This is a genomic window from Microbacterium sp. RURRCA19A (genome assembly GCF_900156455.1).
Classification (GTDB): Bacteria; Actinomycetota; Actinomycetes; order Actinomycetales; family Microbacteriaceae; genus Microbacterium.
On sequence record NZ_FTNQ01000001.1, the window covers coordinates 1,556,854 to 1,582,473 of the forward strand.

22 protein-coding genes are annotated in these 25,620 nt (G+C 71.3%); 2 read left to right on the forward strand and 20 right to left on the reverse strand.

What is annotated here, in order from left to right; genetic code table 11:
* Positions 1 to 17: 17 nt before the first annotated feature.
* The 16 genes from BW982_RS07490 to BW982_RS07565 all read right to left on the reverse strand — a co-directional run bounded on the left by BW982_RS07490 (position 18) and on the right by BW982_RS07565 (position 19,043).
* Positions 18 to 1,076, reverse strand: coding sequence for an ABC transporter ATP-binding protein (locus BW982_RS07490; protein ID WP_076491439.1), 1,059 nt, complete (start codon positions 1,074 to 1,076; stop codon positions 18 to 20).
* Entirely contained in the window at positions 1,073 to 1,945 is an 873-nt protein-coding gene (locus BW982_RS07495; protein WP_076491441.1) for an ABC transporter permease, read from the reverse strand. The genes BW982_RS07490 and BW982_RS07495 overlap by 4 nt, the downstream gene beginning before the upstream one ends.
* A 1-nt stretch (position 1,946) precedes the next feature.
* On the reverse strand, positions 1,947 to 2,789 hold the full coding sequence (locus BW982_RS07500; protein WP_076491443.1) for an ABC transporter permease: 843 nt from the start codon (positions 2,787 to 2,789) through the stop codon (positions 1,947 to 1,949).
* A 243-nt stretch (positions 2,790 to 3,032) separates the two neighbouring features.
* Complete coding sequence (locus BW982_RS07505) at positions 3,033 to 4,106, reverse strand: ABC transporter substrate-binding protein (RefSeq protein ID WP_076491446.1); 1,074 nt, start codon at positions 4,104 to 4,106, stop codon at positions 3,033 to 3,035.
* Between the two features lie 184 nt (positions 4,107 to 4,290).
* The gene (locus BW982_RS07510) at positions 4,291 to 5,712 is read right to left on the reverse strand and encodes an amidase (RefSeq protein ID WP_076491448.1); all 1,422 of its coding nucleotides are present in this window, start codon (positions 5,710 to 5,712) and stop codon (positions 4,291 to 4,293) included.
* The gene (locus BW982_RS07515; RefSeq protein WP_076491450.1) at positions 5,709 to 6,728 is read right to left on the reverse strand and encodes a phosphotriesterase family protein; all 1,020 of its coding nucleotides are present in this window, start codon (positions 6,726 to 6,728) and stop codon (positions 5,709 to 5,711) included. The genes BW982_RS07510 and BW982_RS07515 overlap by 4 nt, the downstream gene beginning before the upstream one ends.
* Positions 6,725 to 8,086, reverse strand: coding sequence for an amidohydrolase (locus BW982_RS07520; protein ID WP_076491453.1), 1,362 nt, complete (start codon positions 8,084 to 8,086; stop codon positions 6,725 to 6,727). Before BW982_RS07520 ends, BW982_RS07515 begins: the two co-directional genes overlap by 4 nt.
* Positions 8,087 to 8,116: 30 nt before the next feature.
* Positions 8,117 to 9,532 (reverse strand): amidase family protein, encoded by a 1,416-nt coding sequence (locus BW982_RS07525; protein WP_076491455.1) that lies wholly within the window; start codon positions 9,530 to 9,532, stop codon positions 8,117 to 8,119.
* Positions 9,529 to 11,040, reverse strand: a complete 1,512-nt coding sequence (locus BW982_RS07530; protein ID WP_076491458.1) for a GMC family oxidoreductase — start codon at positions 11,038 to 11,040, stop codon at positions 9,529 to 9,531. Before BW982_RS07530 ends, BW982_RS07525 begins: the two co-directional genes overlap by 4 nt.
* Positions 11,037 to 11,675 carry a cysteine hydrolase family protein gene (locus BW982_RS07535; RefSeq protein WP_076491460.1) on the reverse strand — a complete coding sequence of 213 codons (639 nt, stop codon included), beginning with the start codon at positions 11,673 to 11,675 and terminating at the stop codon, positions 11,037 to 11,039. Before BW982_RS07535 ends, BW982_RS07530 begins: the two co-directional genes overlap by 4 nt.
* Entirely contained in the window at positions 11,672 to 12,688 is a 1,017-nt protein-coding gene (locus tag BW982_RS07540) for a phosphotriesterase family protein (RefSeq protein WP_076491463.1), read from the reverse strand. Before BW982_RS07540 ends, BW982_RS07535 begins: the two co-directional genes overlap by 4 nt.
* A 3-nt stretch (positions 12,689 to 12,691) precedes the next feature.
* Entirely contained in the window at positions 12,692 to 13,702 is a 1,011-nt protein-coding gene (locus tag BW982_RS07545) for a phosphotriesterase family protein (RefSeq protein WP_076491466.1), read from the reverse strand.
* A gap of 5 nt (positions 13,703 to 13,707) precedes the next feature.
* Positions 13,708 to 15,174, reverse strand: coding sequence for an aldehyde dehydrogenase family protein (locus tag BW982_RS07550; protein ID WP_076491469.1), 1,467 nt, complete (start codon positions 15,172 to 15,174; stop codon positions 13,708 to 13,710).
* A gap of 8 nt (positions 15,175 to 15,182) precedes the next feature.
* Positions 15,183 to 16,712: a glutamine synthetase family protein gene (locus BW982_RS07555; RefSeq protein ID WP_139327350.1), complete on the reverse strand. Its 1,530-nt coding sequence runs from the start codon at positions 16,710 to 16,712 to the stop codon at positions 15,183 to 15,185.
* Positions 16,705 to 18,042: a Rieske 2Fe-2S domain-containing protein gene (locus BW982_RS07560; protein WP_076491472.1), complete on the reverse strand. Its 1,338-nt coding sequence runs from the start codon at positions 18,040 to 18,042 to the stop codon at positions 16,705 to 16,707. The genes BW982_RS07555 and BW982_RS07560 overlap by 8 nt, the downstream gene beginning before the upstream one ends.
* Before the next feature lie 53 nt (positions 18,043 to 18,095).
* Positions 18,096 to 19,043 carry a PDR/VanB family oxidoreductase gene (locus BW982_RS07565; RefSeq protein WP_076491475.1) on the reverse strand — a complete coding sequence of 316 codons (948 nt, stop codon included), beginning with the start codon at positions 19,041 to 19,043 and terminating at the stop codon, positions 18,096 to 18,098.
* A gap of 142 nt (positions 19,044 to 19,185) precedes the next feature.
* Here BW982_RS07565 and BW982_RS07570 point away from each other — a divergent pair, with 142 nt between their 5' ends.
* Positions 19,186 to 19,908: a GntR family transcriptional regulator gene (locus BW982_RS07570; protein WP_076491478.1), complete on the forward strand. Its 723-nt coding sequence runs from the start codon at positions 19,186 to 19,188 to the stop codon at positions 19,906 to 19,908.
* 181 nt (positions 19,909 to 20,089) lie between these two features.
* A complete protein-coding gene (locus BW982_RS07575) occupies positions 20,090 to 20,752 on the forward strand; it encodes an Abi family protein (RefSeq protein WP_076491481.1) in 663 nt (220 codons plus the stop codon).
* A gap of 46 nt (positions 20,753 to 20,798) precedes the next feature.
* Here the strand turns inward: BW982_RS07575 and BW982_RS07580 are convergent, their stop codons facing one another.
* The 4 genes from BW982_RS07580 to BW982_RS07595 all read right to left on the reverse strand — a co-directional run bounded on the left by BW982_RS07580 (position 20,799) and on the right by BW982_RS07595 (position 25,620).
* Positions 20,799 to 21,461: a type IV toxin-antitoxin system AbiEi family antitoxin domain-containing protein gene (locus tag BW982_RS07580; RefSeq protein ID WP_076491484.1), complete on the reverse strand. Its 663-nt coding sequence runs from the start codon at positions 21,459 to 21,461 to the stop codon at positions 20,799 to 20,801.
* 121 nt (positions 21,462 to 21,582) lie between these two features.
* Entirely contained in the window at positions 21,583 to 22,092 is a 510-nt protein-coding gene (locus BW982_RS07585) for a hypothetical protein (RefSeq protein WP_076491487.1), read from the reverse strand.
* Positions 22,092 to 24,080, reverse strand: a complete 1,989-nt coding sequence (locus BW982_RS07590) for a primary-amine oxidase (protein WP_076491490.1) — start codon at positions 24,078 to 24,080, stop codon at positions 22,092 to 22,094. Before BW982_RS07590 ends, BW982_RS07585 begins: the two co-directional genes overlap by 1 nt.
* A 40-nt stretch (positions 24,081 to 24,120) precedes the next feature.
* Positions 24,121 to 25,620, reverse strand: coding sequence for a gamma-glutamyltransferase (locus BW982_RS07595; RefSeq protein WP_076491493.1), 1,500 nt, complete (start codon positions 25,618 to 25,620; stop codon positions 24,121 to 24,123).

Genomic DNA, 25,620 nt, shown 5'->3' on the forward strand with positions numbered 1-25,620 from the left:
GGGAAGGGGATCCGGGTTCAGACCGGTACGGGGATCGCGGCCGTCGCGACGGCCTCGATGAGGTGGACGCGCTCGGGGGTGCGGCACGCCAGACGCACGTGCGACCCCACGGCGAGGGCGGACAGGTCCGTCGACGGGGAGAGGGAGGCGACGACCTTGCGTCCGTACGGCGTCACGAGTTCGAGGCGGTAGCGCGAGCCCTGGAAGCTCACGAGTCGTACGACCCCCTCGACCGACCACGCCGGCGTGCCCTCGCCGGGGGCGACGACGCTCATGTCCTCCGGGCGCAGCACCGCGGTGGCATCCACGATCAGACCGGAGGTGTCATCGACGAGCACGCCGTCGGACACCGGGAGGAGGTTCGCTTCGCCGAGGAAGCTCGCCACATAGGCGTTCACCGGACGGCGGTAGAGGTCCTCGGGCGTGGCGACCTGCACCAGCCGCCCCTCGTGCATGATCGCGACGCGGTCCGACATCGTCAGCGCCTCCGTCTGGTCGTGGGTGACCGAGACGGTCGTGATCCCGACCTTGCGCTGGATGCGGGTGATCTCCACCTGCATCTGCTCGCGCAGCTGCTTGTCGAGGGCGGCCATCGGCTCGTCCAGGAGCAGGATGCCGGGGCTGGCGGCGAGTGCGCGGGCCAGGGCGACGCGCTGACGCTGTCCGCCCGAGAGCGACGCCGGCGAGCGATCGGCCATGCCGGGGAGCTGCACGAGCGACAGCATCTCCTCGGCGACCGCGCGACGTTCCTTGACCGGACGGCGGGCCGCGAGCAGCGGGAAGGCGACGTTGTCGCCGATGTTCAGGTGCGGGAACAGCGCGTACGACTGGAACACGACGCCGACGTTCCGCTTCTGCGGGGCGAGGCGTTCGACGTTCTTCCCGTCGAAGGCGACGTGACCGGCATCCACCGCCTGGAGTCCCGCGATGACGTTCAACAGCGTCGACTTGCCGCTGCCGCTGGCGCCCAGGAGCGTGACGAACTCGCCCGGCTGGACGTCGAGGGAGACGCCCTTGAGCACGTGGTTCGCGCCGAGGGTGACCTCGACGTCGGTGACGGAGAGTGCGACGGTCATTCGATGACTCCTTCCGGGCGGACCGCCGCGGTGCGGGCGCGCCCACGGCGCGCTCCGGACCGGCGCGATGCGCGACCGATGACGAGGGGGACGACCGCGAGGACCACGATCGCGAGGACGGAGACGAGCGTCGAGGCGGCCGTCAGCTCGGGCGAGAACGCTTCGGACGCCGCGTTCAGCATCTTCAGCGGGAGGGTCTGCACGCCGGGCGGCAGCAGGAAGACGGCCAGCACGACCTCGTCGAACACGACGACGAAGGCGAACAGCGCGCCCGAGAGGATGTAGGGCAGCAGGGCGGGAAGTTCGATCTTCCACAGCACCAGCGGCCAGCGGGCCCCGAGGGTCCAGGCGGCCGGCCGGAGCGCCGGGTCGATGCGCGCGACGCCACCCGAGACGATGACGAACACGTACGGCAGCGCGAGCAGCGCGTGTCCCAGGACGAGCGTCAGCACGGAGCCGCGCAGGAACGACAGCTCGGAGCCGGCACCGTACAGCCCCACCGCGTACGCGATCGGCGGCAGCGCGATCGGGACGATGAAGAGCGTGCGGATCCACCGCTGGGCCGCGCGGCTGCGGACTCGCGTGAGCCCGATGGCGCCCACCGCGCCGAGAACGGTCGCGAGGAGCGTGGCGGCGGCGCTCTCCCAGAGCGAGAACGTGAAGGCGTTCATCCAGCGTCGGTCGCCGAGGACCTTCGCGTACCACTGGAGGGAGAACCCATCGGGTGGGAAGAGGATGAAGCCGCCCTGCGTCCACGAGGTGGACACCAGGATCAGGAACGGCACGATCAGGAGCAGGCTCGCGAGCAGCGCGACGAAGATCACGGGGATCCGCCACGCGCCGAGGCTCCGGGCAACGGTGGTCGTCATGTCAGCCCCACTTCTCGCTCACCTTGAACAGACGATCGGCGACGAGGTAGATGAGCATCGTCCCGCCGACTAGCAGGATGCTCATGGCCGCCGCGAGGTCGGGGCGGTCGGCCTTGCTCATCTGCGCGTTGATGACGCCCGAGACCGTCATGTTGGCGGGCCCGCCGAGCAGCAGCGGCGTCACGTAGAAGCCGAGCGACATGACGAACACCAGCACGCCTCCGCTGATGATCGAGGGGACGATGTGCGGCCACGTCACGGTTCGGAAGGTCAGCAGAGGCCCCGCACCGAAGATCGTCGCGGCGTTCAACTGCTCTTTGTCGATCGACTGCAGGGCGCTCATCACGGGCAGCACCGCGAAGGGGAGCATGACCGCGATCATGGCCGGGTACATGCCGGCGACCGTCTGGTAGATCTCGACGGGTTGGTCGCCGAGACCGATGACCCCCAGGAACCAGTGGATCGCACCCTTGGGGAGTTCCAGCAGCACCCAGCCGAACGAGCGCACCATGACCGACGTCCAGAGCGACAGCATGAGGGCCGCCAGGAGGGCGATGCGGAGCCAGCTCGGCGACGTGACGATCGCGAGGGCGTAGGCGGCCCCGAGGATCATGGTCAGCACCATCGTGACCACGGCGATCACGACGGTGCGGCCGAGCGACCCCAGGAAGGCCGGCACGGCGAACGCCTCGGGGTACGCGGCTCCCCCGCCCTCGAACGACATCGCGATCAGGGCGATCATCGGGACGCCGAGGGCGATGGCGAAGAAGGCCAGGGGTGGCCACACGAGCCAGCGGACCTCGGCCCGGCTGATCCCGCCGCGGAGTCCGCCGGCGGGCCGCACCCGCGGCATCCTCGTGGCTAAGGTCGCACTACTCACGGGCCCATGCTCCTCGGTTGAGATTGCGGGGGAGTTTCCCCCGGGAGGGATCCGCACCGGCCGGGTGAGTCGGCGTCGTGGATCCAAAGTTAGCTCTTGTGGATCCGATTGTAAACAAGCTGTGTTTCCGGCGGGTAACAGCGCCCCCGGAAACAGCGGAAGGGCGCCTCCCCGGGGGGAGACGCCCTTCGCGAGGGTGCGGGGAACTCAGCCCGCGAGCCACGCCGTGTAGGAGTTCAGCAGCAGGTCCGCGTTCTCCGCACGCCACTCCTCGCCGTAGCTCAGGAGGTTGGTGTGCGAGGGAGCGTTCACGACCTGAGAGGCGACGTCCTCGGGCAGCTCGTCGAACACCGCGGGGTTCACGGGACCGTAGCCGGTGCGGGTGGTGAACACGGCCTGACGGGCGGGGTCGTTCATCCACGAGGCGAGGGCGGCGACGGCATCCGGGTTCTTCGACGACTTCGGCGAGACCATGCCGGACGGGATCGCGAAGGCCTGGTTCCACTGCACCGTGACATCCTGACCGGCGTTCTGCAGCGCGCGGAACTGGCCCGTGACGGTCACGGCGATGGCGACGCTGCCGCTGCTCAGCAGCTGCTGGGTCTCGGGGTAGGACTGGTAGAACACCAGGCTGTCGCGGATCGAATCCAGCTTCTTCTCCGCGCGGGGGATGTCCAGCGGGTAGAGGTCGGCGGGCTTGACGCCGTCGGCGATCAGGGCGATCTCGTACGACGAGTCGTACGAGCCAGGGTCGCCGGGCCACGCGCGCTTGCCCGGGAACTTCGTCGTGTCGAAGAAGTCGGCCCAGTCCTGCGGGCCACCGTTCGGGAAGGTCGCGGTCAGCCACCCCTGGGCGATGCCGAAGACGAATCCGCCGATGTAGTAGGGGCGCACGTTCTCGGGGAGGAGGCTGCCCTGGGCGTCGGCCGGGATCTCGGCGAGGTTGTCGAGGTTGGGCAGGATGTCGGAGATGCCCGCCTGGAAGATGTCGTAGTCGCCCTCCTCGCCCTTGAGCTCGCTCTTGTAGACCGAGTCCTCGATGCTCGTCGAGACGACGTCGACACCGGTCTCGTCGATGAAGCTGTCGAAGTAGGCGACCTGGCGGCTTTCGTTGGTCGGCCCGCCGTAGTCGGCCCAGACGACCTGGCCACTGAGGGCGGCGCCGTCGCTGGAGGCGGGCTGGGAGTCGGTGGCGCCGGCGCAACCGGCGGCCAGAAGGCTCATCGCGGCGAGTCCCGCGACGGTGGCGGCGATGCGCCGGGAGCGGTTCGGGGTCTTCATGATGGGAGTACTCCTCGGGCTGTACGGAAGGGGCGGAGCGGGTACGGCTCGCGTCGGGTCACGCGCCGCACCCGCCGACCGGGTGGAGAAATCATGGATGTATCTGGTGTTTAACTGGATCCAATATTGCAGGATTGGATCCTCTTGTACATGCCGAGAATGTTTCGCCGAAGTAAAACGTCGCTCAGTCGCGCGGCGATCGGGCGGTCAGACCCCGCACCGCCTCGATTCCGGAGGTGATCGCGAGCAGCTCCGCCTCGCCGCGATGGCGACCGACGACCTGCACCCCGACGGGCAGATCCTCGTGGAATCCGGCCGGGGTGACCACGACCGGGTGCGCCGTGACCGTGAAGCGGTTGGCGAGCATCTGCCACCGGAAATAGCGATCGTAGACGGTGTCGCCCACGCGCTCGACCCACTCGACCTCGGCCGGCGGGGCGACGACGGGAGTGGCGGGGGCGATGACCACGTCGACGTCGGCGAACAGTCGCTCGGTGCGCCGGAACACCTCCGTGCGCGTCCGCAGTGCGTCGGCCAGCTCGGCGGCGGTGATGCGCTCCCCCTGCCGCACGTTGCGCAGCAGATCGGGACGCAGGAGGTCCGGGTGGGCGGCGGCCTCTCCCCGGTACGAGGCGAAGAAGTTGTACATCTCCACCGTCTCCCAGGCCGCCTCGGCATCCGCGAGCTCGAGGTCCAGATCGACGACGTCGTACCCGGCCGTCACGAGGGCGTCCTTGGCGCGTGCGTGGACGGCGGCGACCTCGGCCGAGATCGGCACTCCCCCGGCATCCCGGCTCCACCCGATGCGGACGGACCCCGGATGCCGGGGCGCCAGCGCCGCGAACACGGCCGGGTCCTCCGCGATCGAGAGCGGCGCCATCGGGTCGGGCCCCGCCATCGCGGCGAGCGCGTAGGCGACGTCGTCGCTCGTGCGCGCCATCGGACCGAGGACGCCGTGCGCCGTCCAGCCGTTGTCGAGCCGACCGCTCGCGACCCGGCCGGGAGACGGTCGGAGCCCCACGACGTTGCAGAACGCCGCGGGGTAGCGCAGGCTCCCGCCGCTGTCGGAACCGTCCGCGAACGGCAGCATCCCCGCGGCGACCGCGGCCGCCGCCCCACCGCTCGAGCCGCCCGCGTGCCGTGACAGGTCGTAGGGGTTGCGGCACGTGTCGGCGATCGAGCTGAAAGTGAGCGTCCCGAGGCCGGCCTCGGGGGTGTTCGTCTTGCCGATGACGAGCGCGCCCGCGCGTCGCATGCGTCCGACGACCATGGCGTCGGCGCGGGCCGGTGCGGCGTCCGCGTGCAGCCGGGAGCCGTGCCGGGTCGGCAGCCCCTCCACGTCGAGGAGGTCCTTCACGGCGGTGGGAAGGCCGTGGAGGAGCCCCACCTCGTCGCCGCGCGCGACGGCGCGGTCCGCCTCCCGCGCCATCGCGAGCGCCTCGGACTCGGGCACCATCGTCACGATCGCCGCGATCGCGGGGTTCCGCTCCTCGATGCGTGCGAGGTGCGCGCGCATCACCTCCTCGGCGGAGAACTCCCGGGCGCGGATGCCGGCGGCGAGATCGCGTGCGCTCCGTCGGTGCAGGGGCGTGTCGGTGGGGGTCATCCGGGGGTCTCCATCCGGTCCAGGAGCGCGACGGGGCGCGCGATGAGCATGTCGGTCAGGCGAGCGTCGTCGACACCGACGCCGGCGAGGAGAGGGGCGATCCGGGCGAGCACGTGGCCGTAGCCCATGCCGCCGTAGCGCGTGAGCTGCCCCTTGGTCCAGACGGAGCAGCTGAGCGTGATCGCCGCATCCGGCCGCGCGGCGACGAGCGCGCCGAGGAAGTCGAGTCGCTCGCGATCGGTGTGGTCGCGGATCCCCCCGCCGAAGGAGTGGTCGCTCCCGAAGGCGAATTCCACGACTGCGCCGGTGTCGACGACGTCGGCGACGTAGGCAAGGTCGAGCACCTTGTCGATGTTGCAGAACAGGATGCGCTCGGGCGCGAGTCCCGCGGCGGTCAGGATGTCGGCGACCTCGGGGCCGCGCCGGGCGGCGGCATCCAGGCGGATGCTCACCGACGCTCCGGCCTCGGCGGCGGCGCGTCCCGCGGCGCGCAGAGCCCGCCCCTCGGCCGCGGTGATCTCGGCGCTCGTCCCGAGGAGGCCGAGGAGGCCCGCGCGGTACGACGTCCCGGGCACGGCATCCGTCAGGGCCGTCCGGAAGAGCGCGGACATCCCGCTCTCGTCGAGGTCGCGCCACCACATCGGGAGGGTCTTGTCGATGTAGGAGCCGTAGGCGGCCACGATCCGCACACCGCTGCGGCGGGAGATCTCCGGCAGAGCCGCGTGCCGCGGACCCATGCCCCAGGACGTCGCCTCCACGATCGCGTGCAGGCCGGCGGCCTTCGCGGCGGACAGCTCCGCCGCGGCGGCGCCGGGGTCGTCGAGGGTGAGGTTGTCCGGCATCGACATCCAGTTCCACCGGAGGTCTCCCCACACCTCCAGGCGCGGCGGCCCGTCCAGGAACGTCCCGTCCGGGAGCGGGCGGGCGAGCCCGCGGGAGTCGGTGAGCAGATGCTCGTTGGTGGACGTCGGCCCCCACCCCTCCGCCGAGACGGGGCCGAGGACCGTCTCGATCACGCGGCGGTCCCCCGGTACACCGTGCGGCCGCCCACGACCGTGCGGCGCACCCGCAGTCCGCGGAGCGCTTCGACGCCGGCATCCACCGGGTCGTCCGACCACAGCGCCCAGTCCGCCAGCATGCCCGGACGGATCATGCCGCGGTCGTGTTCGGCGAGGCTCGCGTACGCGGCTCCGGTCGTGTAGCCGGCGAGCGCCTCGTCGAGCGTGATCGCCTCGGACGGGTCGAGCGGCTCGGCGGAGTTCGCCACGAACCGCGTCACGGACTGCCACATCAGGTGACGCGGGTCGAACGCGAAGTACGGTCCGTCGGAGCCGAGCGCGAGCACGGCGCCGGAATCGATCCACGACCGCATCGGGTTCGCGCGCTCCGCCCGCTCCCCCAGCTTCTCGCGGAGGCCCACGCCGTTGTGCCAGATGATCGAGGGCTGGAGGGATGCCACGGTCCCCACGCCGCCGGCCAGACGCATCGTCTCGCCGCTCGGCTCGAGATAGCCGTGGATGATCTGGTAGCGGTTCTCCGCGACCGCGGCGCCGGCGCGTGCGTACTCCCGCGCGACCAGTCCGATCGCCGCTCCCCCGACCGCGTGCGTCCCGACACCCCACCCGTTCGCGGCGCAGAACGCGACGAGGCGGGCGTACTCGGCATCCGGGATGCGCTGCTCGCCGCGGTAGCCGGTGGCATCCCACGGCTCGTCCAGCAGCGCCTGGCCCTTCAACGCCTCTCCGTCGGCGTACACCTTGATCGGGCCGAGACGGAGGTGGTCGTCGCCGAATCCGGTCGACACTCCCGTCCCCTCGAGGTGGGCGATGACGGCGTCGACGTCGGGCGTCGCGGGCGACCCGATCTCGAGGTACGGCATCGCGACCGTGCGCATCGACAGGCGTCCGCGACGGTGCGCCTCCTGGTATCCGCGCATCTCGTCGATCGTGACGGCGGGGTCGACGATGCCGGTGAACCCCAGGGCGTGGAACAGCGGCTGCACGAGGTCGAGGGCGGCGACCCGCTGATCGAGCGTCGGCGGTTCCTCGCCGGTCCAGTCCTCGTCGTCGAACGTGCGCGCCATCGCCTCGATGAACCCGTCGACGTCGACGTCGTCGGGCACGTGCTCGCTCGCCTTGAGGCCGCCACGCTGCATGTGCAGGTGCACGTCGATGAGGCCGGGGAGCACGACACCGTCGAGCTCCTCCGTCTCGCACTCGGCGGGCAGCGCCGCACGCACCTCGTCGACGTCGCCGACCGCGACGATCCTCCCCGCGCGGACCGCGAAAGCATCGGCCCGCGGGCGGTCGGGGTCCATCGTGCGCACCGGCGCGAGGTACAGGGTCGTGATGTCGTTCCGGGGGGACGGGGTCATGCGGGGCTCCTCGACGGGGACGGTAGGGGGTTAGAGGGGCGGGCGGCGGGCCATCGTGTCGGCGACCGCGCCCTCCCACGTCAGGCCGAACTCCAGCAGGGCACGGTCGGCGCGGTACGGACCGACGAACTGCACGCCGATCGGCAACCCCTCGGCGGAGAACGAGAACGGCATCGACAGCGCCGGCATGGCCGTCGCGGTGATCCGGCTGCACGAACGCTGCCAGGAGTAGTAACGATCCATCGCGACGCCGTCGATCTCGGTGGGGTACTCCCACTCGACCGGGAACGGCAGCACCTGGACGCAGGGCGCGAGCAGCAGGTCGACGTCCTCGAACAGAGCCTGGAACCGACGGAACAGGCGCGTCCGGGCGCCGGCGGCGCGCACCAGGGTCTCGGCCGTGAACCCCGCGGCCCACGCGATGTCGTCCTTCAGCGTCTGCTTGACGAGGTCGGGGTGATCCGCGGCCTCGTCGCCGTGCGCGTCGAGGAACTCCAGCGAACGGAACGTCTCGAAGACCAGATCCGCCTCCGACAGGTCGATGTCGACCGGGATCACCTCGGCACCGAGATCGGCGGCCAGGCGCGCTGCGGCATCGGTCGCCACCCGCACCTGCGGGTCGAGGGGCAGTCCGCCCAGGTCGGGGCTGTACGCGATCCGGGTCCCGGCGAACGGGCGGGGCTGCAGCGACAGGAACAGCGCCGGGTCCTCGTCGATCGACAGCGGCGCGCGACGCTCGGGGGCCGCGATCACCGACAACAGCAGCGCCGCGTCGCGGACGGTGCGTGCGAGCGGGCCGAGCACCGAGCCCGGATCCCAGGCATTGCCGGGACGCGCCGAGGCGACGCGTCCCGCGGTCGGGCGGAGTCCCACGAGGTTGCCGAACGACGCGGGGTTGCGGATGCTGCCGCCGAGGTCCGAGCCGTCCGCGACGGGCAGCATGCCGCTCGTGACGGCCGCGGCCGCACCCCCGCTGCTGCCCCCCGCGGAACGGGCGAGGTCGTAGGGGTTGCGCGTGACACCGAAGACGTCGTTGAACGTGTGCGAGCCGACCCCGAACTCGGGGGTGTTCGTCTTGCCGACGAACACCGCACCCGCGTCGCGGATGCGACCCGAGATGACGCTGTCGGCCTGCGCGACGTTGTCGACGTGGATGCGCGACCCCGACGTCGTGGGCAGTCCCCGGACGTCCATGAGGTCTTTCACGGCGAACGGCAGGCCGTGCAGCGCCCCCATCGACAGGCCGCGGGCACTGAGCGCGTCGAGTTCCCGGGCACGGGCGATCGCCTCGTCGGGGCGGTAGGAGACGAGCGCGTTCACGGACGGGTTGATGTCGTCGATGCGCTCGAGATGCGCGCGCACGACCTCCTCGCTCGACACCTCGCGCCGACGGATCGCCTCCGCGAGCGAAGAGGCGGAACGACGGGTCAGGTTCGACAGGCTCATGCGGCGTCCTCGATCAGCATCCGGGCGATGTTCTCTCCCACCACGACGGCGGGCATGGCGGTGGTGGCGCGCGGAACGCGCGGCATGATGGCGCAGTCCGCGACGCGGAGCCCCTCGACCCCGTGCACGCGGCCGCGCGCGTCGACGACGGCGAGCGGGTCGTCGGCGAGCCCCATACGGCACGTGCCGACCGGATGCCAGTAGTTGTCGGGGTTCGCGTAGAGGTGGGCGACCAGCGCGTCGCGCGTGAAGGTGTCGGGACCGGGGTGCAGCTCCCGGCCCACGAGCGGCGCGAGGTCCGGCGTCGCGGCGAGCTCCCGCAGGATCTCGACGCCGTCGACGAGCATCCGCACGTCGGCCCCCTCCGGATCGGTGAGGAAGCGGTGGTCGATGACGGGCTTCGCCTCGGGGTCGGTGCTCGTGATCCGCACGTGTCCGCGCGAGCGCGGCTGCAGCGCCGACGTGCCGATGCTCCAGCGCGTCCGCTCCCCGCGATGGGTGGGGCTGTACGGCAGGAAGTGGAGGTCGAACGCCTCGGTCTCGAGGCTCGACGCGGCCTTCCCCATCGCCTGCTCGTCTGGGGCCCAGCCCGCCGCGCGGGCGGCATCCATCTCGGTCGCCATCCGCTCCGATCCCTCCCAGTTCATGAGGAGGAACGGCTGGTCGTGGAGATTCTCGCCCACCCCGGGCAGGTGACGGACGATCGGGATGCCGAGCGGGGCGAGCTGCGCCGCCGGGCCGATGCCCGAGCGCAGCAGCACGGTCGGCGAGTTGTACGCACCGCCGGCGAGCACCACGATGCCCGCACGGACCGTGCGCGTCTCGCCGCGGTGGACGACGACGACACCGGTCGCTCGCCCACGCTCGACGAGCACCCTGTCGACGAGTGCCTCGCCGACGATCGTGAGGTTCGGAAGCGTGCGCGCGGAGTCGAGGTAGGCGAACGCGGTGTTCACGCGCACGCCGTCCTGGATGTTCACGTCCTCGGGGGCGAAGCCCGCGTTCTCGTCGAGGTCGTTGAGCGTGGGGATCCGGGGCATGCCGACCGCGGGGGCGGCGTCGTACCAGGCGTGCTGCCACGGCGTCAGCTCGGCGGCCAGGTACCGCCGCACGCGCATGCGCCGCATGCCTTCCTCGAACAGCGGCAGCAGGTCGTCGGCTGCCCATCCGGCCAGGCCCGCTTCGGCCCACGCGTCGTAGTCGCGGCGATGGCCCCACGTCTGGGTGCAGCCGTTCATGTCGGACGATCCGCCGATCGCGCGGGCGCGCTCGAAACCCACCGTCCACGGGTACGTGTCGCCGGAGTCGTAGCCCCAGTCGTGCGAGCGGCCGAGGCGCGTGGCATCCACGAGATCCGCGGGCCAGGCGGGGGATCCCTCGGGTCCGAAGTCCGGTCCGGCCTCGAGCAGCAGCACCTCGTGCCCCGCCTCGGCCAGACGCGCGGCCACGACGTTCCCCGCCGTGCCGCCGCCGACGACGACGTACGCGGCCTCGGCGGGGAGGGTCACGCCGAGACCTCGGCGGTGATGCGCTGCTCCAACCAGGCGCCCACCTCGTCGGCGGTCACGAGGGCGTCGCGCTGCAGGTAGCGGATCGCCTCGAGCGCCGCGTCGTGCGCGGGGGCGCTGGAGCCGCCCACGCAGTCGGTGAGCACGCGCACCCGGTAGTCGTGCTGGTGCGCGTCGACGGCGGTGTAGTGGATGCAGACGTCGGTGAGCCCGCCGACGAGGAACAGCGTCTCGGCCTTGTAGGCCTTGAGCACGATCTCGAGTTCGGTGCCGAAGAACGCCGAGTACCGGCGCTTGCGCACGACGAACTCCTCGGGGCGCGGGTCGAGCCACGCGGCGATCTCGGTGCCGTCGTCGCCCTCGATGCAGTGGGGGCCTTCGGCGCCGTCGAGCTCGCGGCCGATGTCGACCAGCGAGGGCTTGTGCACCTCCTGGATCCAGACGACGGGCACGCCCGCCGCGCGCGCGAGGTCGACGGTGCGCCGCACGCGGGGGCGACGCTCGGCCGCCCCGCCCATGTGCGGGATGCCGCCGTCGCCGAGCGCGACGGTCCCGGTGCCGCCCTGGATGTCGACGACGATGAGGACGGCGTTGCCGACGACGGCGGGGGCTGCGGTGGGGGTGTGGTCGGTCATGGACGCTCCAGGAGTCGGCGGGGGGTGTGGATGAGGATCTGGTCCGCGACCGCGGGGTCGCCGGCGATGGTCGCGATGGCGGGGCCGATGCGCGCGAAGAGGTGGTCGTAGCCGCGGCCGCCGTTGCGGCGGAGGTTCGCCTGCGCCCACACGTCCTGCGCGATGACGAGTTGGTCGGCGTACCCCTCGGACAGCAGCCACTCGACCATCTCGAGGCGCTCGGCGTCCGTCGGGTTCCGCAGGTCCGCGCTGCCGTAGTAGAAGTCGGACCCGAACGTGTCGTAGGCCAGCACGGCACCGGCCTGCGCGATGTCGCGGTGGTAGGCCTTGTCCCAGAACTCGTCGAGGTGGCCGATGATCACGCGGTCGGGCGACATGCCCTCCTCGATCAGCACCTCGAGCACCTCGGTCCCGGCCATGCCGCGGAACGACTGGTGCGTGTACACGGCGGCGCCTGTCTCGGCGCCGGCCCGGGCGGCCGCGCGGAGCGAGCGCCACTCGGCGTCCGTGACGGGGTAGCTCGTGCCGATCTCCCCCAGGAGGGCGGGACGGATGCCGGTGCCGTCGATGCCCTCGCGCAGCTGCGTCAGCAGCAGATCGGTGAGGGCGTCGACGTCGGCCGTCCGGACGTCGTCGGGCATCGTCGGTTCGACGTAGAACCCGGCGCCCACCATGACGTGGACGCCTGACCGGCGGGAGATCTCGGGCAGCTCCGCGAGGCGTCGACCCATGCCGTCGAGGGTCAGCTCCAGCACTCCCGAACCGCCCGCGGTGACGACGTGCGCGAGCTCCTCGGCGGCGACGGCGGGGTCGTGCAGCACGATGTTCTCGGGGATCGAGAGGAAGTTCCACCGCAGGTACGCCATGAGCTCGGGGCCCATCTCGACGCCCTCCGGCGGCAGTTCGGTGGGCGTCTTCGCCCAGATGCGCAGGTCGCTGAGCAGGTGTTCGTGCATCGAGGTGCGGCCGAGGTCGGCGGCGTCGATGGGGCCGAGGACGGTGTGGATGGGCATCGGTCACTCCCCGAAGACGGCGCGACGCGGGTTGTCGCGGTGGATGGCGTCGAGGGTCTCGGGGGCGATCCCGGACTCGACGGCGATTCGACGGAACTCCTCGAAGAGGAACGTGTATCCCGGGCCACCGTACGCCCGCAGGTGCGACCGTTGGCAGACGTCGTGCGACAGCAGCACCCGGTGGGCGTACCCGGCCTCGACGATCCGGCGCAGATAGTCGATGCGCCGATCGATCTGGTGATGCACCAGCACACCCCCCGCCCGGCAGGTCATGAGGCAGTCGAATTCGACGAAGGCCCCGCGCCGGAGGAGTTCGAGCGAGTACTCGACGCTCTTCACGGTGTCGGCGTGCCCGATGACGACGCGCGAGGGATCGACGCCCTCCTCGGTCAGTATCTCGAGCTGCGCGAGCCCCGTCGGGAACGACGCCGCGTGCGTCGAGATGAGTGCCCCGGTCTCGCGCCCGGCGCGGGCCGCCGCGCGGAACGACCGCTCCTCGACCGCGGTGATGTGCGACAGATCCGACGCGATCTCGCCGATCACTCCCGCGCGGACACCGGTCCCCGGGATCTCGTCGAGCAGATCGGCGATGAGGAAATCGGCGAGCGCGTTGGTCGGCGTCCGATCGAACCACTCCTTGTCGAGGTAGGTGTCGTAGTAGTGGCCGGTGCCGAGGATGACCTGGATGCCGCTGGCTTCCGCGGCCCGCCGGGTCGCCCGCACGTTGGCGATCGATCGCGACCCGGTCCGGCGGTTCTGCTGCAGCTCGGTGATGTCGTCGCTCTCGCCGAACGGCGCCGCGTAGTCGCTGAGTTCGCCGTTGGTCAGATCGATGATCGTCGAGCCGCCCGCGTCGCGGAACAGCGCGAGCTCGGCGAGCATCTCCTCCTCGACGGCGAGGAACCCGTCCTGCGGGGTCGTGCGCGTCATATTGATGTAGACGTGCTCGTGCGGCAGGGTGACGCCGAGCTGCGCGGGGGCGATCGGCCCGGACACGCCGTGGACGGTGAGCATGCCGGTCAGGCCTCCGGGATGGCGATGACGACGCTCTTGCTCTCGAGGAACCCGCGCAGTCCCTCTTCGCCGAGATCGCGGCCGAGGCCCGATTCCCCCGTGCCGCCGAACGAGAGAGCGGGGTCGAAGAGGTTGTAGGTGTTGATCCAGACGGTGCCGGCGTCGAGGGCCGCCGCCATCCGGTGCGCCCGGCCGAGGTCGCGCGTCCAGACGCCGGCCGCGAGGCCGTAGGCGGTGTCGTTGGCGATGCGGACGGCATCCTGCTCGTCGTCGAAGGGGATGATGCCCACGACCGGGCCGAAGATCTCCTCGCGGGCGATGCGCATGTCATTGGTGACGTCCGCGAACAGCGTCGGCTCGACGTAGAACCCGGGCTCGCGCACCCCACCGCCGGCGAGGAGCGTCGCGCCCTCGTCGACACCCGCGCGGATGTACCCGAGCACGCGCTCGCGCTGCTCTTCCGAGACGAGCGGGCCGACCGTGATGCCGCCGTCCAGGCCGTCACCGACGGGCACCCGGGCCACCGCTGCGGTCATGCGCTCCGTCATCTCGGCGAGGATCGAGCGCTGCACGAGCAGACGGCTTCCCGCGGTGCACATCTGCCCGGAGTGCCCGAACGAGGCGCGCATCGCGGTGAGGACCGCGGCATCCAGATCGGCGTCCTCGAAGACGATGTTCGGGCTCTTGCCGCCGAGTTCCAGCGTGACGCGCGTGAAATCGTCGGCCGCGGCGTGCGCGACGAGACGGCCGACCTCGGTGGAGCCCGTGAACGTGATCTTCGCGATGCCCGGGTGGGCGGTGAGCGCGGCGCCGACCGACCCGTCGCCCGTGAGGATGCTCACGGTCCCGGCGGGGACGCCCGCCTCCGCCAGGATGCCGCCGAGCCGCAGGAGCGTCAGCGGGGTGTCCTCGGCGGGCTTGGCGACGACGGGGCAGCCGGCGGCGAGCGCGGGAGCGAGCTTGAAGGCCGCCGTCATGATCGGGAAGTTCCACGGCAGGATGATCGCGACGGGGCCGACCGGCTCCTGCAGCGTGTACACGTGGTGACCGCCGCCGTCGACCGCGACCACCGTGCCGCCGAGTCGCGAGGGGGCGCCCGCGAAGTGGCGGAACGTCCGCGCGGCCATCGCCGTGTCGGCGCGGGAACGCTCGATCGGCTTGCCGTTGTCGCGCGTCTCGAGCACCGCGAGCTCTTCGAGCTGCTCCTCGATGAGGTCGGCGACACGGTTCAGGATGCGCGACCGCTCCAGCGGTGCGAGCCCCCGCCACCGCCGGTCGGCGTGGGCTTCGACGGCGAGCGCCACGGCCCGGTCGACGTCCGCGGCCGTGGCGTCGGCCACGGTGGTCAGCTGCTCGCCGGTGGCCGGGTCGATCACCGCACGCGCGGGGCGATCGCCCCGCGGCATCCGCTCGCCGCCGATCAGGAACGGCTCGTACTCCGGCAGGGCGGTGACGGTGGTGCGAAGGGTCATGGTCGTCCTCAGAAGATCTCGAAGTACTCGCGCTGCTCCCAGTCGGAGACGTGGCGAAGGTAGCGGGCGAACTCCGCCCGCTTGATGGTCGCGTACCACTCCACCACGACGTCGCCGAGCGCGGCACGGAAGACCTCGTCGGCCTCGAACGCGTCGACGGCGGCCCCGAGGGAGGCCGGCAGCGACGGCGCATCGGTGCGGTACGGGTCGGTGGTCGGCGCGGGCGGGATGAGCCCCCGCTCGATGCCGTCCACGCCGCTGATCAGCTGCGACGCGATGTACAGGTACGGGTTGGCCGCCGGCTCGCCCGACCGGTTCTCGAGGCGCGTCGCCGGGTCGCCGACCCCGCCGACCGCGCGCACCATCGCGCCCTTGTTGTCGATGCCCCAGGCGATGCGGTCGGGGGCGAGCGAGTTCGGCTGGTAGCGCTTGTAGCCGTTGACCGTCGGGGTCGTGAAGACGGCGGCGCCGCCGGCGTGCGCGAGGAGTCCGCCGAGGTAGGAGGATCCGACGAGCGAGAGCGTCGTGCCCGGCGTTTCCGGGACGAACGCGCCGGCGCCGGTGGTGAGGTCGGTGAGCGACTGGTGGAGGTGCCATCCGGTCGACGCGCCGTCGGTGCCCTGCGGGCGCGACATGAAAGTGGCGTGGTAGCCCAGACCGGCGGCGATGCGGCGTACGGCCGTGCGACAGAGCACGATCGCGTCGGCGATGGCCGCGGCGTCGCCGGCCTCCATCGTGATCTCGAACTGGCTGGGTCCGAACTCCAGCTCGATCGAACGCAGCGGAAGGTCCAGCAGCGTGAGCCCGCGGTACAACGCGTCCACGAGCGGCTGCATGCGGTCGAGCCCCTCCTCCAGGAGCAGCTGCGACCCGCGCGTCGTGGGCGCGGTGAGCGAGGCCGCCCCTGGCCGCCCCGGGGTCCCGATGTGCTCGGCGCCGAGCTCGGTGGCGTCGGCGCGGAAGACGTGGAACTCCAGCTCGGCGCCCACGGTCATGCCGTAGCCGCGCGCGGCGAGGGTGGTCAGTTCGTTGCGGAGGATCGTGCGCGTGCAGAAAGGCACGGGGCTGCCGTCGGGGAAGTGCAGGTCGCACAGGATCCACGCGGTCCCCGGCGCCCACGGCAGCACGCGGAACGTCGTGGGATCGGGCACGAGCACGATGTCGCCCGCGCCGCTGAACCCCGCGACCCCGACGCCCGTCTCGGCGCTGAACACCGAGAAGACCGACTGTCCCGAGGTGTCCTTGAGCAGGAGCGAGCTCGGCGCGGTGACGCCCGAGCGCATCGCGGCGGCGATCCCGCCGCGGGCGATCGTCTTGCCGCGCAGGATGCCGTGCTGGTCGACGAACGAGAAGCGCACCATGTCGATGCCGAGCTCGTCCACGACGCGGCGCATCTGTCCGGCCGCGGCGTAGTGCGCCTCGGTCCACAGTCCGTGGCGGTGGATGAAGCCCTCGCGGTCCTGGGCGAGCATCGGACGGGCGGAGATCCCCCCGCCGCTCTCCGAGACCGGGCGCTCGTCGACGTTGCGCTCACGCATCGACGGTCTCCTCGGCGGTCGCCCGGGGAGCCGCCCACGGCGAGGCGGCACGGCGCTCCTGCTCGCGCTGGATCCAGCGCTCCTGCCACGCGTCATTGGCCGAGATCGTGTCCATCGCGAGCGGGCCGGTGAGCTTCGCCGCCTCCTCGGCGCTCACGGGGTGCGACGGCGTCTGCCCCCCGGCGGCGAACGCGTCGATGGCGCGGAGGAGCAGACGACGGTTGGCGGTGACGGCGCGGTCGGACACGCCGAGCCGCTCGACAGTGCGGTCCTGGATCGGCCCCATGCTCTCGACCGCCCACTGGTCGTGGACGTTGATGTCGAGGCCCATTCCCGTGTAGGTGAGGTCCTTCTGCTCCTGCGGGTCGAAGCCCCAGTTGTTGTCGCGGTTGCGCACCGGCCGATAATCCGGCAGCGTCACGCCCTCCAAGCGCTGCTGCAGCAGGGTGTCCTTGTCGGTCACCTCGGCGAAGTCGTACCAGATCATGTACCAGTAGTGGTGCTCGTCGTCGATCGGCACGTGCCACTGCGTGAACACCTTCGTGTTGCCGAAGGGCACGACGAAGGCGTTGGGGAACATGAGGTTCGTGACCCGGACGTGCTTGATGTCATCGGTGAGCTGCCGCAGCGCGAAGACGCGGAGGCCGTGATCGGCGCTCTCGACCTCGATGTCGGGGCGGTAGCTCTCCCCGACGAGCATCGAGAGCTTCTTGCCGGTGCCCTCGACCTCCTCGGCGAACTGCTGCCCGTACATCTCGCGCGGGTCCTCCTGGATGAAGCGGTGCAGGAACGACACGTGGCTCGGGTCGATGCCGCCCTCCAGGCCCTGCAGCCAGTTGCAGTCCCACAGCCCCTTGAACGCGAAGGTGTACTCCTCGGGCGCGACGAAGCAGTCGTAGTCGGGGAAGGGCGGCGGGTCGCCCGCGCCCATGTAGGTGAAGATGATCCCGTTCTTCTCGACGCACGGGTAGTTGGCGATGCGGATCTTGCCGAGGAACTGGCTGTGCTCGGGCTCGGCCGGCTGCTCGACGCACTTCCCCTGTCCGTCGTATAGCCACCCGTGGTACAGGCACCGGATGCCGTCCTCTTCGAGGCGGCCGTACGACAGGTCGACGCCGCGGTGGGCGCAGTACCGGCTGATGAGCCCCCAGCCTTCGCGCTTCTTGAACAGCACGAGGTCCTCGCTCATGATGCGGACGGCCTTCACCGGCCTCTCGCCCGGCATCTCCGACACGAGCGCGGCCGGCTGCCAGTACGAGCGCAGGAGGTTGCCGAGCGGGGTGCCCGGCCCCGAGCGGGTGATCTTCTCGTTGTCTTCCTGCTTCAGCATCGCCGTTACCTCTCGTGCCTCTCGTGGTCGGTTTCCGTGTGGGTTCCAGGCAGTCAGGCCTGGAGGACGAGGAGGGGGCACGCCGACCGCGAGACGCACACCATCATGCAGTCGTTCGCGGCGCGCTCCTGGGCGGTGAGGACGAAGTCGCGGTGCTCGACCTCGCCCTCGAGGACGCCCGTCTCGCAGCTGCCGCAGATGCCCTCTTCACAGTCGGTGAGCACATCGACACCGGCCTCGCGGAGCACCTCGAGCACGCTCTGCTCGGGCTCGACGGTGACCTCGACACCCGTGAGCGCGAGACGCACCGAGAACGGCCCGCCCGGTTCGTACTCCACGACGGGGGCGGTGAAGTACTCCAGGTGCAGACGACCGGATGCCTCGGGCACCAGGCGCACGACCTCTTCGAGCATGCGCGCCGGACCGCACGCGTACACCGCGGCGTCCGGGTGCGCCGCGAGCTCGGCCTCGAGGTCGGCCCGCACACCCTCGTCGCGCGCGACGACGTCGACCGCTCCGCCGGGGATCGCGGCCAGGTCGTCGACGAACGCCATGCGGGTGCGGGAGGCACCGAGGTACAGCACGCGCCACGGCACGCCCGCCGCGGCGGCGGCGCGCACCATGGGCAGAACCGGGGTGATGCCGATGCCGCCCGCGAGGAACAGGTACTCGCCGGCGGGTTCGAGGCCGAAGTGGTTGCGCGGACCGCGGAGCGACACGACGTCGCCCGGGCGGAGCCGCTCGTGCACGGCGCGGGAACCGCCGCGGCTCTGCTCCTCGCGCAGGACGGCGATGCGGTAGCGCGCCGAACCCGGCTCGCCGCACAGCGAGTACTGACGCACGGGGGCGCCGGGGAGGGCGAGGTCGATGTGGGCGCCGGGCGTCCATTCGGGGAGCGGGCCGTCCACCCCCTCGAGCTCGACCGACATCACGTCGGCCGTCTCGAGCGTCAAGGAGCGCACACGGGCGCGGAGCTCGGCGGCATCCTCTCGGGTGGTCATGTTTGGATCCTAACAGATACAGATTGGATCCCGAATCATCGACTTGGGAGCCAGTACCGCGTGGATTGCGTGGCATCCGTCAGCCGTTCTGCTAGGTTCGCACCTCGTGGGATCGCGACCACGATCGACCGAGAGGGGCAGCATGGCCGCACGGGGGGACACCGAGATCTCGGCCGCCGGGGGACACGCCCTCGTCGATGAGATCGCCGCCAAGATCCGCGAACGGATCATGTCCGGCGACATTCCGATCGGCGCCCAGCTGCGCCAGGCGGAACTCGCGAGCGACTTCGGCGTCAGCCGCACCCCGGTGCGCGAGGCCCTGCGCCAGCTCCAGACCGGCGGCCTCATCGAGGTGCTGCCCAACCGCGGCGCCGTGGTGCGTGTGCCCGCGCCGTGGGAGGTGCGCGAGGCCTACGAGGTCCGCGCCGAACTCGAGGCCCTCGCTGCCGCCCGCGCCGTAGAGCGCATCTCGCGCGGCGACATCACGCGGCTGCGCGAAGCGAACCAGGACATGTACGACCGCTCGGTCGAGCGCGAGCGCGGGCAGGGCGACCCCGCCCTCGCCAGCCGCCGCGAGAACGACGTCTTCCACAACACGATCGCGCAGGTCTCCGCCAACGCACGGCTCGCCCGCGCGATCGAGGAGATCAACGAGACCTTCCCCCGCAACGTCTCGGCGCAGTTGCTCGTCGGTGACGACCGCCACCGCGAGGAGAACTTCCAGGAGCACGTGCGGATCATGGAGGCGATCGAGCGCGGCGACGCCGAGGCCGCCCGCCGCGAGATGCGCGAGCACGTCCTGAAGGCCGGCGAGCAGCTCGCCCGCTGGTACGAGCGCCGCTCCGCGACGGTGTTCACGGGCTGACGCGGCGGGGGCCAGAAGGTCGCGGTGCGGAAACAAGAATCCCCCCGCGAAGCGAGGGGATTCTGGGATAGGCACGACGGTCCAAGCCCGTCGCTCTGGTCTCCACGGTACGTTCTACGTCGTGTCGAGTCAACCTGATGTCCGGCGGCTCCTGCTGAGCGAGCCCAGATTGCGACCCTACATGGACGATGCCGGGCAGGATCTCGAGCGGGCCTGGTCGACCTATCTTTGGGCGAACGAACTGTCCGGCGCGCTCCACGCCCAGATCTCGCTGGTCGAGGTGGCCATTCGCAATGCCCTGGATCGCGCGGTGTCCTCGTGGAACGTCGCGAACGGCGGATCAGCGGAATGGACTCTCCCAGGCAATGCCAAGGAGCCCCTCTACACACTCCTGAAAGATGATCTGAACAAAGCCCGAAGAGCCGCCACACGTGAGGCGGGACTTCGCACGAGCGGTCACCCACGGCACGGTTCGCTCGCTGGGCACGATGACATCGTGGCGCAACTGATGTTCGGCACTTGGGTCAAGCTGCTCCAGCCGATGTCCAAGGTCGAGTCACCTCATCGCCAGGTGGCGTTGTGGTCAGCGGGCCTGAACACCGCGTTCCCGGGAGCGGACCAGTCTGACGCGGGGCGGGCGAAGATCGGTGAGCAACTCGACAGCATTCGGCGTCTGCGAAATCGCGTTGCGCATCACGACAACCTCCTCGGCGTCAAGACGAGCAGCCGCCTCAACCAGATGCTCTCGCTCGTACACAAAGCCAATGCGGCCTACCCCAGACTCGTGATGGCGAACAGCAGTGTCCGGCGCATCGCCCGTGACGACCCCAGGCGGATCAGTTAGTCGAAGACGCCGTGCGAGCCTCCGTCGCCGTGGGGCTCCTACCCCCTCATGCCCCTTCGACCCGAGGGACCTCTCGCTCCAAGGCATTCAAGACGTCCCGCACGGCCGGGTTCGCGCGACCGAGCGTGTCGACCACACGCCGCAGATCCGCTGGCCCGACCTGCCCGCGCAGATGACGTGCCGCGGCGAGGGCCTCATCTGGCATGCCTCCCTGGCCCGGCTTCATCAGGAGGTCGTACAGCGTCTGCGCCGGCGTGGTCACCAGAGCACGTCCGAGTTCGTTCTGCTCCAGGGCGGCGTCGAGACGCTCGACATCCCGGGGGATCAGGTGAATCATGCCCCCGCCGTCGAGGGTCACGGGAGGTCGTCCCGCCTCAGGGATGGCAACGGTCGTCGCTCCGATAGCGCGAGGAATCGCTGCCCAATGGCGCGCGGCACCGAGCCCCATGAGGATGGCATTGCGGTTGCCGAACCGCGCAGTCGCCACAGCCAGCCCCGCCGTTTCCAGGGTGGGGCGCCACTGGCGGCCATCGCGCCCCTCCGGGGGTGCCGCGTAGACGCCTTTCGCGAGACGGACCAGCGCCCCGCGGTCGACGAGTCGAGCGATGGTGCGGCGCGCATGGGAGAGGTCCGATTCCAGGTCTTGAGGGCGCACCGTCCGTAGCGGCGCACGCTCGATTGCTCGTAGCGCGTCGACGTCGTTGACCATCGGATCCACCTCCCTTACTGAGACTAGCGTGACATCTAGTGTCACGTCAGTCTCAGTAAGTTCGCTGCGTGGCCACAACGAGCGAGCTTCAGTCCGGCGACAGATCCTCGCGCGGCGCCCCTCATCCCACCACGAGCGGCGCCGCCATCAGCACCGCCGACGCGCCCATCGCGAGCGGCGGCAGCCGTGTGATGAGCGGCCGATCGCGGTGCGCCGTGACGAACAGCACCACACCCGCGACGGCGTACGCGGCCACCCCGACGAGCGTCAGCACCACGAGTGGCATCGCCCCCGAACCGTGGTGGGACGAGCCCGGCGATGCCGGGACGTGCGCCGCCAGCAGAAGGGATGCCATGAGCACGGCGCCGAGGGCGTCGAACGCCCGCATCCGCCGGTCCTTTCCGCGCCGCGTGCGTCCCGGGGCCACGGCCACGAGCGCGGCGAGCAGGAGCGCCGCCGCCCAGAACACCGCCGGCACGCTCCCACCGCCGAGCACCATGTCGCCCATCGCGAGCAGCATGAGCGCCGCGATGAGCAGCTCCCGCACACGTGCGGCGGGACGGTCGGCGGCGACGCAGCACGCGCCCGCCGCCGTCGTCACCAGCGCACCGACGTGCAGGACCTCCCCCATCAGTGGCAGGAGTGCTCGTGCCCGCCGGCGTCGTGCCCGTGGAGCGCGTGCCCCTCGGCCACCGCGCCCCCGGCACCGGGCGTCGGCGCGTGGCAGTGGTCGCCGCCCGAAGACGGCGGCAGGTCGAGCGACGGGTTGCGCGTGAAGAAGCCATCGGGTTCGAACCGCAGGCCGATGCGGTGCACCGGCATGATCGGCCACTCCTCGGGCTTCGGGTAGTGGTGCACGCCGACGATCGGCCACAGCACGAGCTCGGCGCCGTCGAGCGGACGGTCGGCCTGCTGCCAGGCCGTGATGCCCTCGGCCTCGAGCGGCGCCTGGTTGGGGTAGTCGCCCGTGATGAATCGCTCGTTCGGGTCGTACGCGGTGGCCCACAGGTGCTTCGAGACGAAGGGGGCCTTCCGCGCGACGATGCTGCCGGGCTTCGCGAACAGACGCGTGGTGTGCATCGCCGACAGCCGGTAGGCGGTGTTCTCGCCGAAGCGGTTGGTGCGCTCGGTGTTCTCGACCCGCCAGTGCACCGCGCGCGACGCGTCGGCCATGCGCCCGGCATCCTTCTCCGACGCGATGACCTCCGACACCATCTTCACGGCGTTGCCCCAGGGGTTGAGCTCTTCGTCCTCCTCGACCTCGGCGTGCACCTCGACCAGACGGTTCTTCGGGCCGTCGATCGCGGTGTCCATGCGCACGGCGAAGTAGTGCTGGTGCGTGGGCGCCTGGACGTTCGGGCTGACCATGCGGCCGAACGCGGGCATCTTGCCGTCGTCGATGCCCGACACCGACAGGATGCCGGTGAGCTTGATCTCCAGTTCGATCGAGCCGTCCTGGTACAGCGACCAGTAGAAGCCGTAGTCGTAGTTGGCGACGGTGGCGAAGAACGAGATCACCAGGCGCCGCGAGCGGCGGACGTCGGCCTCGCCCGTGCGGGTGTTGACGTGCTTCCAGAGGATGGACGAGTCCTCCTCGTGCAGGCACACGCCGTTCGTGATCGTCTGCGCCTCGCCCATCCCGTCGAGCACGTGGGCGTCGAAGTAGTGGATCTCGCCGAGGCAGTCGCATCCGAGTTCGAGGGATGCCGTGAGGGGGCCGGCCCCGTACTCGCCCCAGTCGAAGAAGTTCTTGCGGTACGCCGTGGGGTCGGAGTCGAGGTACGGCACGTACATCTCGTTCACCGCGGCGCGGCGGAGGACGGGACGCTCGACATCGCCGTCGCGGTACGCGATGTCGTGCAGGACGAGCCCCTCACGGTGCGTGAAGCCGATGCGGAACGACCAGTTCTGCCACGTGACCTTGTGGCCCTCGACGGTGAAGCCGGGACCCTCGGGCTGCGTGATCTCCAGCGGGGCGACGTGGCGGTCGGGCCCCCACGTGCCCGAGCGGTAGTTGCCGCCCTCGCTGGCCATCGGGATGACGCCGTGGTCCTCGATCCGGATGATGTCGAGGGTCTCGAGGTCGAGGATGGGTACGAGCCCGGCGACCGGGCGGGCGTAGCCGTTGTCGTCCGCGTTCTCGCGGTACCAGACGGTGCCCCACGACAGACGACGGTCGATGAGGTCCTCGGGCTCGAAGCCGGTGATCGACTCGGGGTCGACCCACACGTGCGTGGTGTCGGTGATCCCGCGCTTGGCGAGGGCCTCCTTCAGCAGTGGGTGCTCGCGGGCGGCGCGGGCGATCGCGCGCGCCTCGTCGCTCGAGACGCCGGGGCGCTTGGCATCCACCGGGCTCCAGGATGCCAGCGACGCCTCGGCGCGATCCGCACCCGAGGTCCAGCCGGTGACCTCCCACGCGGCGTGCGCCGCGGGGTTCATCACGATCAGGCGCACGGGGCGCCCCTGGCCGGGCGCGAGGCTGCGGGCGAGTCCCTCCTCGACGGCGATGCCCCAGAAGCGGGGTTCGGCGCCGATGCGTTCGTCCGCGCGCACGAGCGCGGTGATCTCGACGATCTCGCTCGGGGTGAGGGGGTCGCTCCAGTGCCGGTCGGCGGTCATCGGTTCTCCTTGGTGCGGTGGGACGGGTGGGGCTGTGGGATCAGGATGCCGGAAGGAGCACGGCGACCCCGTCGGCACGGGGATCGCTCGCGGCGTCGCGCACGCCGGCGGCGCCGACACGGCGCACCAGCTGGACGTGTCCGGCTTCGTCGGCGGGGCCGGGGAAGGCGGCGACGCCGAGGTCGAGGGACTCCGCCCGTTCGATCACCTCGGGACCGACCCCGGGCTCGGTCACGAGCGTCAGACGGTCGTGGCCGAGGTCGCGGTCGCCGATGACCCAGCGCGGGCGACCGAGCAGTTCGTCGAGATCGGTGGCGGGATCGGTGGCGTCGGGAAGCAGCTGTGCGAGGATCCAGGGCTGCGCGCGACCGCCCTGGCATCCGGCCACCACCGTCACGTCACCGCGGTCGACGATCGCCGGGGCGAGGGTGTGGGGCGGGCGGGCGCCGGGGCGGATCACGGCCGGCGAGGCCGGGTCGATCGAGAACGCCCCGCCGCGGTTGTGGAGCAGGATGCCGGTCGTGGGATCCAGCAATCCGGAACCGAAGGTCTGGTAGACGCTCTGCACGATCGTGACGGCGAACCCGTCGTCGTCGATCGCGACCACCGCGGCGGTGTCGCCCTGCGGGCGCGGCTCGCCCGGGCCGGTGAGCGGGGGCGCGTCGAGGGTCAGCAACGCGTCGAGGTCGACCGGGCCCGCGGCGGGGTCGCCGAGGTGGGCCCCGCGCGCCCGTGCACCGCGGACGCTCGCCTCCAGCAGCTCCGCCGCACCCGGCTCGCGCGCGCCCGCCGCGGCGACGCCGACGAGGATCGCGCCCACCGACGGCGGCGGGGCGACGCTGTACTCCGCGTCGCCGATCGTGCGGGTCAGGGCGGGGACGACCTCGGGGCCGTACCCGGCGAAGTCCTCCTCCGTGTGGGTGCCGCCGTGCTCCCGCAGCGTGCGGACGAGGGAGAGGGCGATCTCGCCGTCGTAGAAGTCGCGCGGGTCGGCCGCCAGGCGGCGGAGCGAATCCGCGAGCGCGGGCTGGACGAGCACGTCCCCCTCGGCGAGCAGCGTGCCGGTCCGAGTGAACACCGCGCGCAGCCCGGCGTCGGCATGGATCGCGTCGGCGCGCGAGACCAGCGCGCGGGCCAGACCTGCACTGACCGGTGTGCCGGTCTCGGCGACCTCGGCGGCTTCCGCCAGCGCCCGGGACACCGGCAGGACCGCACCGAGCCCGGCGATCGCCATCCACCCGGCGACCATGCCCGGCACGGTCACCGAGCTCGCTCCGGCGCGCGGCACCTCGGTCCAGGCGGCCGCGGCTTCGGCCACGGCGGCCGGCGCGGTGCCGGCGGCGACGACGGCGGTCGTGGAGCCGTCCGGTCGGCGCACCAGGGCGATGACGTCGCCACCGATGGCGCACTGATGCGGGTAGACGACGGTGAGCATGGCGGCCGCGGCGAGCGCGGCATCCAGGGCGTTGCCTCCCGCGGCGATCGCGGAGCGTCCCGCGGCGACGGCGGCGGCGTGGGGGGCGGCGAGGGCGATGGTCAT